The 14,354-nt window shown below is 48.7% G+C and carries 8 protein-coding genes; 5 read left to right on the plus strand and 3 right to left on the minus strand.

The genetic code is table 11. From position 1 onward, the window contains the following. The first annotated feature begins 89 nt into the window (after window positions 1-89). Window positions 90-2,903: an ATP-binding protein gene (locus OU814_RS06705; protein ID WP_268181452.1), complete on the plus strand. Its 2,814-nt coding sequence runs from the start codon at window positions 90-92 to the stop codon at window positions 2,901-2,903. Continuing rightward, a complete protein-coding gene (locus OU814_RS06710; RefSeq protein WP_268181454.1) occupies window positions 2,900-6,712 on the plus strand; it encodes an ATP-binding protein in 3,813 nt (1,270 codons plus the stop codon). The genes OU814_RS06705 and OU814_RS06710 overlap by 4 nt, the downstream gene beginning before the upstream one ends. 117 nt (window positions 6,713-6,829) lie before the next feature. Here the strand turns inward: OU814_RS06710 and OU814_RS06715 are convergent, their stop codons facing one another. After that, window positions 6,830-7,825, minus strand: a complete 996-nt coding sequence (locus OU814_RS06715) for a DUF1517 domain-containing protein (RefSeq protein ID WP_268181456.1) — start codon at window positions 7,823-7,825, stop codon at window positions 6,830-6,832. Then, entirely contained in the window at window positions 7,819-8,547 is a 729-nt protein-coding gene (gene trmD, locus OU814_RS06720) for a tRNA (guanosine(37)-N1)-methyltransferase TrmD (protein WP_017289744.1), read from the minus strand. Before trmD ends, OU814_RS06715 begins: the two co-directional genes overlap by 7 nt. Window positions 8,548-8,720: 173 nt before the next feature. Here trmD and OU814_RS06725 point away from each other — a divergent pair, with 173 nt between their 5' ends. Continuing rightward, on the plus strand, window positions 8,721-9,599 hold the full coding sequence (locus OU814_RS06725) for a cyanophycinase (protein ID WP_036044796.1): 879 nt from the start codon (window positions 8,721-8,723) through the stop codon (window positions 9,597-9,599). A gap of 260 nt (window positions 9,600-9,859) precedes the next feature. Next, window positions 9,860-12,562, plus strand: coding sequence for a cyanophycin synthetase (gene cphA, locus OU814_RS06730; protein WP_268181460.1), 2,703 nt, complete (start codon window positions 9,860-9,862; stop codon window positions 12,560-12,562). 124 nt (window positions 12,563-12,686) lie between these two features. Here cphA and OU814_RS06735 read toward each other — a convergent pair whose 3' ends face one another. Beyond that, window positions 12,687-13,367 (minus strand): DUF1997 domain-containing protein, encoded by a 681-nt coding sequence (locus OU814_RS06735; protein ID WP_268181462.1) that lies wholly within the window; start codon window positions 13,365-13,367, stop codon window positions 12,687-12,689. Between the two features lie 307 nt (window positions 13,368-13,674). On the opposite strand from OU814_RS06735, the gene OU814_RS06740 reads away from it, so the two are divergent. After that, window positions 13,675-14,334, plus strand: coding sequence for an NAD(P)H-binding protein (locus OU814_RS06740; protein WP_017289740.1), 660 nt, complete (start codon window positions 13,675-13,677; stop codon window positions 14,332-14,334). Window positions 14,335-14,354: the final 20 nt, after the last annotated feature.

Here is a 14,354-nt window from a genome sequence, read left to right on the forward strand (position 1 = left end):
CTAGCGATACGCGATTGTTTTATCTTTTCTGCTAGTCAACCCTACGCTTACTAAGCCGTTCATCAGAGGGAAAATTGGGAGAATAGAGCGTGGCTCAGGATGAGAAAGCAACAGGCACTGAAGACATCCTGATAGGAAATCAGATTGATGCCTTTTGTATCGTACTGAATGATGCATTACGTCCACTGACAGATGCGGAAGCAATTCAGTCAACAGCAGCGCATGTGCTAGGCGAGTCGTTAGGGGCAAGCCGTGTTGCTTATGCTGAAATTTTACTGAATCCTCAACAAGTGAGCATCTACCGGAGCTACACAAACGGCGTAGCAGAACTGAGCGGAGTATTTAGTACAGAAGAATATGGTCGAGACTTGATCAAAGACTACAGAATGGGGCAACAAGTGATTGTCTCAGATATTCAGCACAGTAAGCGCCTGACAGAGCGTGAGAAAGCAAAGTTCAAAGCGATCGACATTGCCGCCTATTGTGATACGCCTTTGATCAAGAACGGTCAATTAGTCGCCTTGCTCATTGTGCATCAATCGACTCCGCGACAATGGACAAAGCTGGAAGCAAGACAGATCGAAGAAACCGCAGAGCGAACTTGGGCAGCCGTTGAACGGGCACGCGCAGAAGCAGCCCTCCGACAATCTGAGACAAAATATCGCACCTTGTTTGAGTCGATGAATCAAGGATTCTGCCTTTGTGAAATGATGTTTGACGAACAAGGAAATCCGCAAGACTATCGATTCCTAGAAGCCAATTCTATTTTTGAATCGATGACAGGGCTGAAAGGTGCAATCGGAAAAACAGCACGAGAATTAGTCCCTAATTTAGAAGAGTTTTGGTTCGAAACCTATAGTAGAGTTGTACAGACGAGGAAACCTGAACGCTTTGAGAGTGGCTCTCAGGCTATGGATCGATGGTTTGAAGTCAGTGCTTTCCCAATCGATACCTATCCACAGTTTGCCATTTTATTCACCGATATTAGCGATCGTAAACAAGCCGCGATCGCACTGCAAGACAGTGAAGAACAGAGTCGTAACATTCTAGAAAGTATTACCGATGGGTTCTTTGCACTGAATGCCCAATGGCAGTTTACTTACATGAACAAATCGGCTGAAGCATTGCTTGAGCGATCGAGCAACGCTTCGGTCAGCAAGAACCTGTGGACAGAATATCCAGGCTTGATCGGAACTGAGTTTGAGCGAATTTATCGCGGTGCAATGCACGATCAAGTTGTCGGCGCAACAACCGCATTTTATCCCGACCACAATCGATGGTACGAAGTTCGTGCCTATCCAGCCAGGCCAGGCATTACCGTTTACTTTAGAAACGTAACCGAGCAGATCCAAGCTCAAGCAGCACTCCAACACTCTGAGAAACGATATCAAACCTTGTTTGAATCGATCGATGAAGGCTTCTGTGTAATTGAACTCGTGTTTGAGAAGGACATAGCAATTGATTATCGCCTTGTTGAAGTCAATCCAGCTTTTGAACAGCAAACGGGACTGACACAAGCCGTTGGCAAAACAATTCGTGAGCTAATTCCTGAGATTGAAACATTCTGGTTTGATATCTATGCGCAAGTGCTGCGGACAGGCGAACCGACGCGATTTCAGGATCACTCGGCTGCGATGAATCGTTGGTTTGATATCTATGCATTCCGGCTTGAACCTGCTGAAAGCAACAAAGTTGCAGTGCTATTTCAGGATGTGACCGAGCGCAGGCGAATCGAAACAGAGCGCGAAGCTGCACGAGAAGCAGCCGATCAAGCAAATCAGATCAAAGATGAATTTCTCGCGGTTCTCTCTCACGAACTGAGAACGCCACTGAATCCGATTTTAGGCTGGATCAAATTGCTACAATCGGGCAAACTCGATGCCAATCAACAGCGAGGAGCTTTAGCCACGATCGAGCGCAATGCCAAGCTGCAATCTCGACTGATCGAAGATTTACTCGATATCTCCCGAATTATTCAAGGCAAGCTGCTGTTAAATCCTACGATTGTTGATTTGACTCAGATCATTTCTGCCGCCGTTGAGACAGTACGTCTCGCCGCTGCCGCAAAAAACATTCAGTTAACGCTCACTTTTAATCCGACGGCTCCCGTATCGGCTGATCCAGTTCGATTACAGCAAGCTATCTGCAATTTGCTCACCAATGCCGTCAAGTTCACGCCAGACGGCGGAACTGTGACAGTCACATTAAGGTCTAGCGATCACCGGGCTGAAATTCAGGTCATCGACACAGGTAAAGGCATTCAGCCTAATTTTTTGCCTCGGATCTTTGACTCCTTTCAGCAAGAAGATGGCTCAACGACTCGCAAATTTGGCGGATTAGGACTGGGACTCGCGATCGTACAGCGCATCATCGAAATGCATGGCGGAACCGTCCAGGCAGAAAGTCAGGGAGTCAATCACGGCGCGACATTTATTGTAAAACTGCCGATGAATTTGCAAGCGCAATTGAGCAAGAGCGCGCTTGAGCCGCATTGCCCGGATGCAGCGCAAGAAGGAGAGTTAAACCATGTAACAGTTTTACTCATCGACGATGATCTCGATACTCGCGAATATCAAGCTTTCTTACTTGAACAAAATGGTGCAACAGTCATTGCCGTGCCATCTGGACTCGCCGCCTTACAGGTACTCGATCAGACCTTGCCCAATGTCATCGTCAGTGACTTAGGGATGCCTGAGATGGATGGCTACCTGTTAATTCGACAGATTCGTGCTAGAACATCGAAATGGGGAGGAAAAATTCCCGCGATCGCAGTTTCTGCCTATGCAGGAGAGTTTAACCAGCAGCAAGCGCTTGAAGCCGGATTTCAGCAGCATCTTGCCAAACCCATCGAGCCAGAAGAATTGATTCGTGCGATCGCCACATTATCAAGGAGCCAAGCATGAAACCTGAACCGAGCACAGCAAGCTTTCTCCAAGGCGGTGGCGAAATGGGCAGACGCATTCGAGAACTCGATTGGTCAAAGACTCCACTAGGTGAGCCAGAACAATGGCAGCAAAGCTTAAAAACAGCGGTGCGAATTATGCTGACCTCGCGTCAACCAATGTGGATTGCCTGGGGAACCAACTTAACCTACCTCTATAACGACGCGTATCGAGCGATTCTCGGCGGCAAACATCCAGAAATGTTAGGACAGCCGACCTCGGTTGTGTGGCGTGAAATTTGGGATGAGGTCGAGCCGCGAACGGCTTCAGTCATGCTGAGAAACGAAGCGACCTATGATGAATCGCTGCTGCTGATCATGGAGCGCAACGGGTATCCCGAAGAAACTTACTACACGTTTTCATATAGTCCTATCCCGGATGATCAAGGCGGAACAGGCGGGATTATTTGCGCGAATACGGACAACACGCAGCAAGTGATTGGAGAGCGACAGTTAGCATTGTTACGTGTCCTTGCGGCTAAAACTGCGGATGCTCGGACGTTCGATGAGGCTTGTACTTTCAGTGCCCAGTGTTTAGCTGCAAATCCTTATGATCTGCCGTTTGCTTTGATTTATCTGATTGATGTTGAACAGCAGCAAGTGATCTTATCCGGCACAGCGGGAATCGAGCGTGATCATCCGCTGGCGCTTGAAGCGGTCGGATTCGACCAAGATTCGATTTGGCAGTTGAGTGAGGTTGTGCGATCGCAAACATCCGCAATCATTACAAACCTCACCGCTGAGCTTCCCAAAGGCGCATGGCAGCATCCCCCTCATCAAGCCATTGTTATGCCGATCGTCGCCTCAGGAGACACAGGACAAGCTGGCATTTTAGTCGCAGGTCTCAATCCGTTCCGATTGCTAGATGATAACTATCAAGGCTTTCTTGATCTAGTTGCAGGTCAGATCGCAGCAAGCATTGCCAATGCTCAGGCGTATGAAGAAGAACGTAAACGCGCCGAAACCCTTGCAGAACTCGATCGAGCAAAAACCGTCTTCTTTAACAATATCAGCCACGAATTTCGCACGCCTCTGACGCTGATGTTAAGCCCCACTGAAGAGGCACTCAGCGATCCGATTCATCCCCTTCCTCCGACCCAGCGAGAGCGCATCGAGATCGTTCAACGCAACGGAATGCGCTTGCTAAAGCTAGTGAACACTCTGCTAGACTTTTCTCGAATTGAAGCCGGACGAGTGCAAGCCGTTTATGAACCAACTGATCTGGCAAGCTACACAACAGATTTAGCGAGTGTCTTTCGATCTGCGATCGAGCGTGCTAATCTCCAGTTCGTGGTCGATTGTCCTGCACTTCCAGAAGCGGTGTATGTCGATCATGAGATGTGGGAAAAGATTGTTCTGAATCTTCTCTCGAATGCCTTCAAATTTACCTTTGAAGGCAAGATTACTGTGCAGTTGTGCTGGCGGATAGACCAGGTTCAACTGATCGTTCGAGACACCGGAGTTGGCATTCCCGCAGCAGAAATTCCGCATCTATTTGAGCGGTTCCATCGGGTGAAAGCGTCACAAGGACGAAGCTTTGAAGGATCAGGAATTGGACTTTCTTTAGTTCAAGAATTAGTCAAACTGCACCAAGGCACGATCGAGGTCATCAGCCAGGAAGGAGAAGGAACTTGTTTTACGATCGCCATTCCAACCGGAACCGCTCATCTTCCGGTTGAACAGATTAGCGAAACTCGTACGACCAGCGCAACGGGTGCAAGCTCTTATGTCGAAGAAGCGCTACGATGGCTACCAGACTCAAGTTCCGTTGCTACCCCACTGGACTTGAATCCGGTGATGCAGTCTTCGAGTCCTCAGGCTTACGTTCTACTTGCCGATGATAATGCGGATATGCGGGATTATGTCAAACGTCTTCTCGCTCAGCAGTATGAAGTCAAAGCAGTTTCGGATGGTTTAGCCGTGTTGGATGCGGTTTGCGATCGCACTCCAGATCTCATTCTCACAGATGTGATGATGCCCCAACTCGATGGATTTGGGGTCTTAAGTGCCCTGCGAGACAGCCCGCAAACCCGAGAGATTCCCATCATTCTCCTCTCTGCCCGTGCAGGAGAAGAAGCCAGAGTCGAAGGCTTAGCCGCCGGAGCCGATGATTATCTGACGAAGCCTTTTTCTGCACGTGAGCTATTAGCGAGAGTCGAAGCCACCCTCAAACTCTCGAAACTTCGACAAGAAGCACTCCAACGAGAGCAAACCTTACGAGCCGCGAGTGAAACGGCAAAACAACAAGCCGAAACTGCTCTAAGACGGATCGATCAGCTTCTAGAAAGTATGAGTGATGCGTTTGTGGCTTTAGACCATCACTGGAAAATTATTTATCAAAATGCTACTGCCGAACGCATTAACAATAAACCTCGCTCTGAAGTCATCGGTAAAACACTTTGGGAAGAATGGCCTGCGGCGATCGGAACCGAAATTGAAACGCAATACCGTCGAGCGATCGCGCAACAGACAGCAGCGCACTTTGAACATCACTACTATGAACCGCCGAGCCACGATGTTTGGTTAGAAGTGAACGCTTATCCATTTGAGGAAGGGTTAGGAATTTTTTATCGCGATATTAGCCAACGCAAACAGCTTGAAGCCGAGCAAGCTCATATTCTTCAGCTTGAGCAAGTTGCCCGTGAGAAAGCCGAACAAGCGAATCGGATTAAAGATGAATTTCTCGCGGTGCTCTCGCATGAATTACGATCTCCCTTGAATCCGATCTTAGGCTGGTCGAGGCTCTTGCAAACAGGCAGGTTAGATGCAGAGAAAACGGCTTATGCGTTAGCTACGATCGAGCGCAATGCCAAACTTCAATCGGATCTGATTGCGGATCTACTCGATGTCTCTCGAATTTTGCAGGGCAAGATCAACCTCAATGTAAGCACGGTGAATTTAGCAACGGTGATTCGAGCCGCGATCGAGACGGTTCGGTTAGCAGCTGAATCGAAATCGATTGAGATTGAGACTGCTTTTGAGTCGATGAGCAGCGATGTTGCAGGAGATGCGACTCGCCTACAGCAAATTGTCTGGAATTTGCTCTCGAATGCCGTGAAATTTACGCCGACTGGAGGACGGGTGCAGATTTATCTGATTTCGATGGATGATCAAGTTCAAATGACGGTACACGACACAGGAAAGGGGATTGCTCCCGAATTTCTACCGTATGTATTTGACTATTTTCGGCAAGAAGATGGCGCAACCACTCGTCAGTTTGGTGGGTTAGGATTGGGACTCGCGATCGTTCGATATCTAACTGAACTGCATGGTGGAACTGTAGCGGTTGAAAGCCCCGGTGAAGGACAGGGGGCAACATTTATGGTGCGATTGCCTCGGTTGTCAACTGCATCCGAGCTTCCATTAGAAGCACAATCGCCTGATTCATCTAGCTTGAAAAATATCAAAGTTTTAGCCGTCGATGATGATCCTGATGCGCTTGGGCTTGTGGAGTTTTTGCTCGAAGAAGCTGGAGCGATCGTGGTCTCTGTCAGTTCAGCGCATGCAGCTTTGGCAGCGTTGGCACAATCGCGTTTCGATATTCTCGTCAGTGATATTGGGATGCCAGAGATAGACGGGTACATGCTGATGCAGCGCATCCGAACGTTACCCCCAGAGCAAGGCGGAGAAATCTGCGCGATCGCGCTCACTGCCTATGCAGGAGAGTTGAATCAAAAACAAGCGATCGCCGCTGGATTTCAAAAGCATCTCGCGAAACCGTTGGAATCTGAGGAATTGATTGATGCGATCGCGGCATTGACGAAAAAATAGAGACTTTCGGAGGTGGGGAGTGGGGAGTGGGGAGCACCCAGATTGAGATTGCTCCCTATCTCCCTATCCAAAATTTATTGCGGTGAAACTCGCCCCTCAATCGTTTTCTCCGCAACTCTAAATCTGCAACATTTTCGGATATTCCAGGAGCATCTCATCGTAAGTGAGGCTATCTCCGTCTGCCTGTGGAGTCCATTGCAGTTCAAACTTCATTAAATACTCTGCATTCAAACTCGCTAACTGATTCAGCACCTCAGTCAACGCTTCCATCGATCGAATCTCCATAAACAGCGGCTTATCATCTGCCGTCCCGACAAGCAATGTCACCACAATATAAGAGGCAGGCTCCTTATCCGGATCAACCTCAAACTCTTTCAGCACCAACTGACCTCCTGCATTCGAGATTGTCTCTGTGGTGTACTTTGTCCGTTCGGCGATCGACAACCGATTAAACGCTTTCTCCGCCTCGTCTCGGGTCTTCACCGTCTCAGAACTCGCCTGCACATGGCTCCAATTTTCCGGCATTCTCAGCAACGCTAACACTGCCTCTTGCATCTGCGCGTGCAGCCCTTCGATCGAATCCGTTTCACCCTGCTCCACAATCTCCGTCAATTCCTTCTGAATCGCTCGACCTTCCGCCAGCAATCCCACCTGAATCATGGAAACCGTCACAATATCATTGTCAAGCTCATTGCCCTTGCTCTTTTTCGCACTCTTCAGCAAGTACCACACGAAAAATCCAGCACCACCGACGAGAATTAACGCCACAATCCATAACACGATGCTCGCGCCACTGGAATACCCGCTGCTATAGCCACCCCCATAATAGCCGCCCCCATAATAGCCACCCCCCTGATATCCTCCAGAATTTGAGCGTCCAGAACTTGAACTTCCAGAGCTTGAGCCACCCGGAGTCGAACTGCCAGAAGAGCGAGAAGACCCACTACTGCGATTAAACGATCCGCCACTGCTGCGACCACCACTGCGTTTCGCATATGCCGCAGAATCAAGCAGCAATTCTGAAGATCGAAACGGCATCGGCACGTGTATCGAGTTCAAAACAGCAGAACTCGCGATCGTGGCACAGAGTAAGCGGAATTTTTTCGTCAACATGGTTCGTGATTTACTTCATCAGGTTTAAATTGCCCCGTCTGCTCCAGCCACTCTTGATATAAATCCGGGCGACGAGTTCGAGTGCGTTCGATCTGTTGCTGCGTCCGCCAGCGATCGATTTCAGCATGGTTGCCCGATCGCAAAACAGTCGGAACTTCCCATTCTCGAAACACGGGCGGACGGGTGTATTGCGGATAATCGAGCAATCCTGTTTCAAAACTTTCTAATTTCAGCGACTCTTCCTTGCCAATCGCACCCGGTAACAGCCGAATCGTGCCGTTTAAAAGCGCTAAAGCCGGAATCTCTCCACACGTCAACACAAAATCTCCTAACGAGACCTCGCGCGTCACCAAATTCAGCACCCGCTCGTCTATCCCTTCATAATGTCCGCAAATGATGACAATCTGATCAAAATTCGCCGAAAATTCCTTGAGCAAATCTTGTCGCATCGGCTCACCTTGCGGTGTCACAAATACTACCTCGCGGCGGGGCAGTACGGGTAAAGATTCGACCGCTGCGAAAATTGGCTCTGGCTTCATCAACATGCCGACCCCGCCCCCGTAAGGCTCATCATCGACTCGGCGATGTTTATCGATCGCAAAATCTCGCGGATTAGTCAGATGTACCTCCGCGATTTGTTTCGCCAAAGCTTTCCCCAGTAATCCAGATTGCAGCGGCGACGCAAAAAAATCTGGAAACAACGTGACAATATCGAAGCGCATGTTGATAAATAAGAACGAAGAACTGTTAACAAAAAATTAATAGTTTGGCATGATGGAGAGTCATAAGAAATCAAAAATTAAATTTATAGCGTTAGACGATACAACTCCCGCGCCAGCGCGATGCGAATTTCGATTTCCCTGTTCACCCTTCACATATCATCCCTCATCCCTTCATGCTAGAGTCAGTCTTGCAATCGTTTGAACCGCAGATGCCTCAGTCTCTCAATACCGCCATTATGGTAATTGGCGGCGCAGAAGATAAAATTCATGGACGCGAAATCCTGCAAAACTTTTTCTTTCGGGCAGGAGGAAGTGATGCCCGCATCGCGATTATTCCCTCCGCTTCCCGTGAACCCCTAGTGATTGGCGATCGCTATTACACTATCTTCTCCGATATGGGCGCTCAGGAAATCAAGGTACTGAACATTCTTGATCGGGCGCAATGTGACGCACCCGAGATGCAAGAGTATGTCAGCGAATGTAGCGCTGTTTTCCTGACCGGAGGCGATCAATTACGCCTGTGTGGATTGTTATCAGATACGCCTGTGATGGATATTGTGCGATCGCGCGCCCAATCCGGCGAAATTACCCTCGCAGGAACCAGCGCTGGTGCCGCCGTTATGGGACATCACATGATTGCTGGCGGCGGCAGTGGCGAATCTCCCAATCATTCTTTAGTCGATATGACCCTCGGACTTGGCATCATTCCAGAAGTCTTAGTCGATCAACATTTTCATAATCGCAATCGCATGGCGAGATTAATGAGCGCGATCGTTGCCCATCCCGACCGATTAGGAATTGGAATTGATGAAGACACCTGTGCATTATTTGAAGGAGACGGCATTTTACAAGTCCTAGGCAAAGGAGCTGTCACCATCCTTGACCCCAGCGAAATGAACTACACCAATCAAGCCGAAATCAACAAAACCGACCCGATTTGTATGGGAAATTTGCGCTTGCATGTTCTCAGTGCGGGTTGTCGATTTGACTTGCGGCGGCGCACCATGCTCTTGCGGGAATCGCGGAGAAAGCCATTCTGGGATCGCCCCTGAGATTGAAGAAATCAGATTTTCTTAACTTGTAGATTCGAGGAGATCTGGTAGCGTTTCGATGAGATCAGGTTGCACGATGTTACAGAATTGCTTGAATTCCCGACTTTTGGCGGCAACAGTTCTTTACACAAACTGTTTATCATGAACACTTCCTCGCTCAGATTGCATCTGAAACTAGATAACTGCTTTTGCAGGTAATCTGGTTCAGATCTCGATTGCCAACTAACTAAACGCCAGCCTGTATCCCTGAATAGACCCCTATGAAGATACTCAAAGTTCAGACGTTACGTGGACCCAACTATTGGAGTATTCGCCGCCATAAAGTTGTTTTAATGCGTCTAGATCTCGAAGATCTGGCAGAAACACCTTCTAACTTAATTCCTGGGTTCTACGAAGGTCTGGTCGAGTTGCTTCCTTCACTTGTCGAACATTTCTGTTCTCCGGGCTGCCGAGGTGGCTTTTTAGCTCGCGTTCGGGAAGGCACAATGATGGGACATATCATTGAGCATGTGGCGCTAGAGCTTCAAGAATTAACCGGAATGCTGGTTGGGTTTGGAAGAACTCGCGAAACCGCCGAACCGGGCGTGTACCAAGTTGCGATCGAATATATTCACGAACGCGCCGGACGCTATGCAGCGAGGGCTGCCGTCCGAATTTGCCAAACCCTGGTTGAAACCGGACGATATCCAAAAGAAGAACTTGAAAAAGATCTCAACGACCTGCGCGAAATTGCTGCAGAGTGCAGTTTAGGACCCAGTACCGAAACGATCGTCAAAGAAGCCGAAGCCCGCAATATTCCTTGGACAGAACTCGGCGCGCGCGCCATGATTCAACTGGGCTTTGGCGTACATCAGAAGCGCATTCAAGCGACGTTGAGCAATCGGACTGGCATTCTTGGAGTTGAGCTTGCCTCGGATAAAGAAGGAACGAAACAAATGCTGCGAGCGTCTGGAGTTCCAGTTCCGCGTGGCACTGTTATTAGCTATTTAGACGAATTAGAAGATGCGATCGCGGATGTCGGTGGATATCCGATCGTGATTAAGCCGCTGAATGGCAATCATGGTCGAGGCATTACGATTAACATTACAACCTGGGAACAAGCCGAAGCTGCTTACGATGCAGCCAAAGATGTTTCTAAGTCGGTCATCATTGAACGGTTCTATCAGGGTCGCGATCACCGAGTTTTAGTCGTCAATGGGAAAGTTGTTGCTGTAGCTGAAAGAGTTCCTGCACATGTAGTAGGAGATGGTCGCTCGACGATTCAACAATTAATTGATGAAACGAATCGAGATCCGCGACGTGGTACAGGTCACGATAATGTCCTGACGAAGATCGAAGTCGATCGCACGTCTTGGGAATTGTTAGAGCAAAAAGGCTACAACTTGGAAACGGTACTACCAGCAGGCGAGATGTGCTATCTGAGAGCAACTGCGAACCTCAGTACTGGCGGCATTGCTATCGACCGTACCGATGACATTCATCCTGAAAATCTCTGGTTAGCTGAGCGCGTCGTAAAAATTATCGGCTTAGATATTGCTGGAATTGATATCGTCACTGAGGATATCTCAAAGCCGTTGCGCGAAGTCGATGGTGTGATTGTTGAAGTCAATGCGGCTCCTGGGTTCCGGATGCACGTTTGTCCGAGTGAAGGGATTCCGCGCAATGTTGCTGAACCCGTGATCGATATGCTGTTTCCGAATCATTCCAATGGTCGCATCCCAATCATTGCGATTACTGGAACAAACGGAAAAACAACCACAACGCGCTTAATTGCTCATCTGTTTAAACAGACGAAGCAAGTCGTAGGTTACACCACAACCGATGGCACTTATATTGGGGACTACCTCGTTGAACCTGGCGATAATACCGGGCCTCAAAGCGCACAGTTAATCCTGCAAGATCCCACCGTGGAAGTCGCCGTGCTTGAAAGTGCCAGAGGTGGAATTTTGCGATCGGGTTTAGCCTTCAATGCTTGTGATGTCGGTGTGGTTTTGAATGTCGCCGCCGATCACCTGGGACTTGGGGATATTAATACGATCGACGAAATGGCGCGAGTCAAAAGCGTCGTCGCGGAAGCTGCACTGCCCAAAGGCTATGTCGTCTTGAATGCAGATGATCCGTTAGTCTCAGCAATGGCGAGTCGCGTTTCGGCTCAAATTGCTTACTTCTCGATGAATGCAGAGAATGAATTAATTCGATCGCATACCCAACGAGGTGGACTCGCAGCCGTATATGAAAATGGCTATCTCTCGATCTTGAAAGGCGATTGGACGCTGAGAATTGAACAAGCGATCAATGTTCCTTTGACTCTCGGTGGACGCGCGCCATTCATGATTGCGAATGCTTTGGCTGCAAGTTTGGCAGCATTTGCTCAGGGCGTGCGGATTGAAGAAATTCGAGCGGCTTTAATGACCTTCCAAGCTTCAACGAAGCAAACTCCGGGGCGGATGAATCTGTTCAACCTGGGTCATTTCCATGTGCTGATCGACTATGCCCACAATCCGCATAGCTACAAGGCATTAGGTGGCTTTGTTCAGAATTGGACGGATGGCGATCGCATTGGAGTAATCGGCGCACCGGGAGATCGACGCGATGAAGATTTTGTCGAGTTAGGCACACTCTCCGCAGACTTATTCGATCGCATGATCATTAAAGAAGATGACGACAATCGCGGACGCGAGCGTGGCAATACCGCCGAATTCATTGTGCAAGGCGTAAAAGCAACGAAACCGGATGCTCGATATGAAGTCATTCTCGATGAAACTCAAGCGATCGAGGCGGCGCTAGAAAGTGCAACTCCTGGCAGTTTAGTGGTGATCTTGCCGGAAAGTGTCACGAGAGCGATCAAGCTCATTGAGGCTCGAAATGCAGTTCAGGTCATGACCCCGGTTGTAACTCTAAATGGCAATTCAGATCCTGTGAAGCCCCAGATGGTCGCGAGAGAAGCAATCCCAACTTCCTAGTAATTTCTAGCGAATGATTGGACGCTGCCTTGTACTTTAGCCAACCAATTAAAAAAATCCCTCGCACATCAAACGCGAGGGATTTTGCACTTGAGTCTGTCAAAATCAGTTGAACTGCGATCGCTTACAAAAACCGCTTACGTACACGCTTTGGAACCGTCAAATTTCGAGACGAATGAAAATCTTCTTGAACTTTATGCGTTAGACGACGCGAAACCTGACGAACAACCTGTTTGAGAATCCGCTCTCCCGTACTTTTAATCAACGCATCCGGCAACGCATGAATAAAGCGCGGAAACTGAATCGCAACACTTAAATCAAGCTGCCACTGCACCTGAGTCATTTTCAAGTTGGGATCACTAGGGCTTGAATGCTCCACCAGATTCAATGCCGCTTGAAAATCTACTTCATAGCCCAGATAAGTATCGTCTGGAACTGGAACTGTTTCAATCCGATAAATCCCTTCTTGCTGTGGCAACAGATCCAAGCCAACTCGCGGCTCCACATCGTACCCAAACGCCCCAAAATGACCAATAATCAGCGCATAGCTATTTTGCCCGATCGGTTCAACCTGCATCGGATGCGCGCAGCGTCGAAACCATTCTTGATGCACATCCAGATAGGCCGCTACCGTTCGCGCATCAGCATTCATCTCCATGCAGTCCACAAACTGGCTCGAAAACACCGTTGGCTCATTAATCAGAGCATCCGTGTGAGCAGTAGTCACATTTCCACCCGCAGCATCGGTGGGGCGGGCGAAATTGGGATTCGCGAAGTCTGAGGGATCGGTCGGTTGCGATTGCATTCACTCTCTCTTCCGTTTGCCGTGGTTCTACGTCAAGGTTCCCCAAAGGATACTGATAGGCTCCACTTTCAGTCGGGGCTTCTCCTGAAAATCAGTAAAATCCATGCGGATTTCAGATGAGTACAGCCATCTATTTCTATCTTTACAAAAGTTAAGGATGTGCCTTACATATCCTACTCCGTGTACGAGGGTTTGGGAAGGGTAAGCCAAAAAAATCGCGGATCGAGCTGGCATTGATCACACTTCTGCACGATGTAGATTAGAAAGGGTCAGCAAAATATTGATAGACAGTGATTTGGTAAATTCTATGAAAGCATTTGTAGCAGGGGCGACGGGTGAAACGGGACGTAGGATTGTTCAACAACTCGTCGATCGCGGAATTCCTGTGCGCGCGCTCGTGCGCGATCCCGAAAAAGCACGATCGATTTTACCCACCGGGGTTGAATTGGTGAAAGGGGATGTCTTGAATAAAGCAGACTTAGTCGGCGCGATCGCAGACTCCACCGTGTTGTTCTGCGCAACGGGAGCGAAACCGAGCTTCGATCCCACCCAACCCTATAAAGTCGATTTAGAAGGCACAAAAAATCTCGTCGATGCTGCGAAAGCGAAAGGAATTGAGCATTTTGTATTCGTTTCCTCACTGTGTACCTCACAGTTTTTTCACCCATTAAACTTGTTCTGGTTAATTCTGGTCTGGAAGAAACAGGCAGAAGAATATCTACAAAAGAGCGGACTCACTTACACGATCGTGCGTCCGGGGGGCTTAAAGAACGAAGACAATCAAGATCGCATTATCATGTCCTCGGCAGATACCCTCAGCGAAGGCAGCATTCCCCGCACCAAAGTTGCACAAGTTTGCATCGAGTCTGCCTTTCAGCCCAGTGCTCGCAACAAAATTGTAGAAATCGTGGCAAAACCAGAAGCCCCTGAGCAATCGTTTGAAGCGCTATTTGCTTCAGTTGCTTAAGCCTCTATGTTTGATCTTTC

It is taken from the genome of Leptolyngbya sp. GGD, assembly GCF_026735145.1.
GTDB classification, from domain to species: domain Bacteria; phylum Cyanobacteriota; class Cyanobacteriia; order Leptolyngbyales; family Leptolyngbyaceae; genus Leptolyngbya; species Leptolyngbya boryana.

What these genes read in the sequence shown, in the direction of transcription:
- OU814_RS06710 (WP_268181454.1), top strand. Translation starts at nt 2,900, where the DNA reads ATGAAACCTGAACCGAGCACAGCAAGCTTTCTCCAAGGCGGTGGCGAA.
- OU814_RS06715 (WP_268181456.1), bottom strand. Translation starts at nt 7,825, where the DNA reads ATGTTGACGAAAAAATTCCGCTTACTCTGTGCCACGATCGCGAGTTCT.
- trmD (WP_017289744.1), bottom strand. Translation starts at nt 8,547, where the DNA reads ATGCGCTTCGATATTGTCACGTTGTTTCCAGATTTTTTTGCGTCGCCG.
- OU814_RS06725 (WP_036044796.1), top strand. Translation starts at nt 8,721, where the DNA reads ATGCTAGAGTCAGTCTTGCAATCGTTTGAACCGCAGATGCCTCAGTCT.
- cphA (WP_268181460.1), top strand. Translation starts at nt 9,860, where the DNA reads ATGAAGATACTCAAAGTTCAGACGTTACGTGGACCCAACTATTGGAGT.
- OU814_RS06735 (WP_268181462.1), bottom strand. Translation starts at nt 13,367, where the DNA reads ATGCAATCGCAACCGACCGATCCCTCAGACTTCGCGAATCCCAATTTC.
- OU814_RS06740 (WP_017289740.1), top strand. Translation starts at nt 13,675, where the DNA reads ATGAAAGCATTTGTAGCAGGGGCGACGGGTGAAACGGGACGTAGGATT.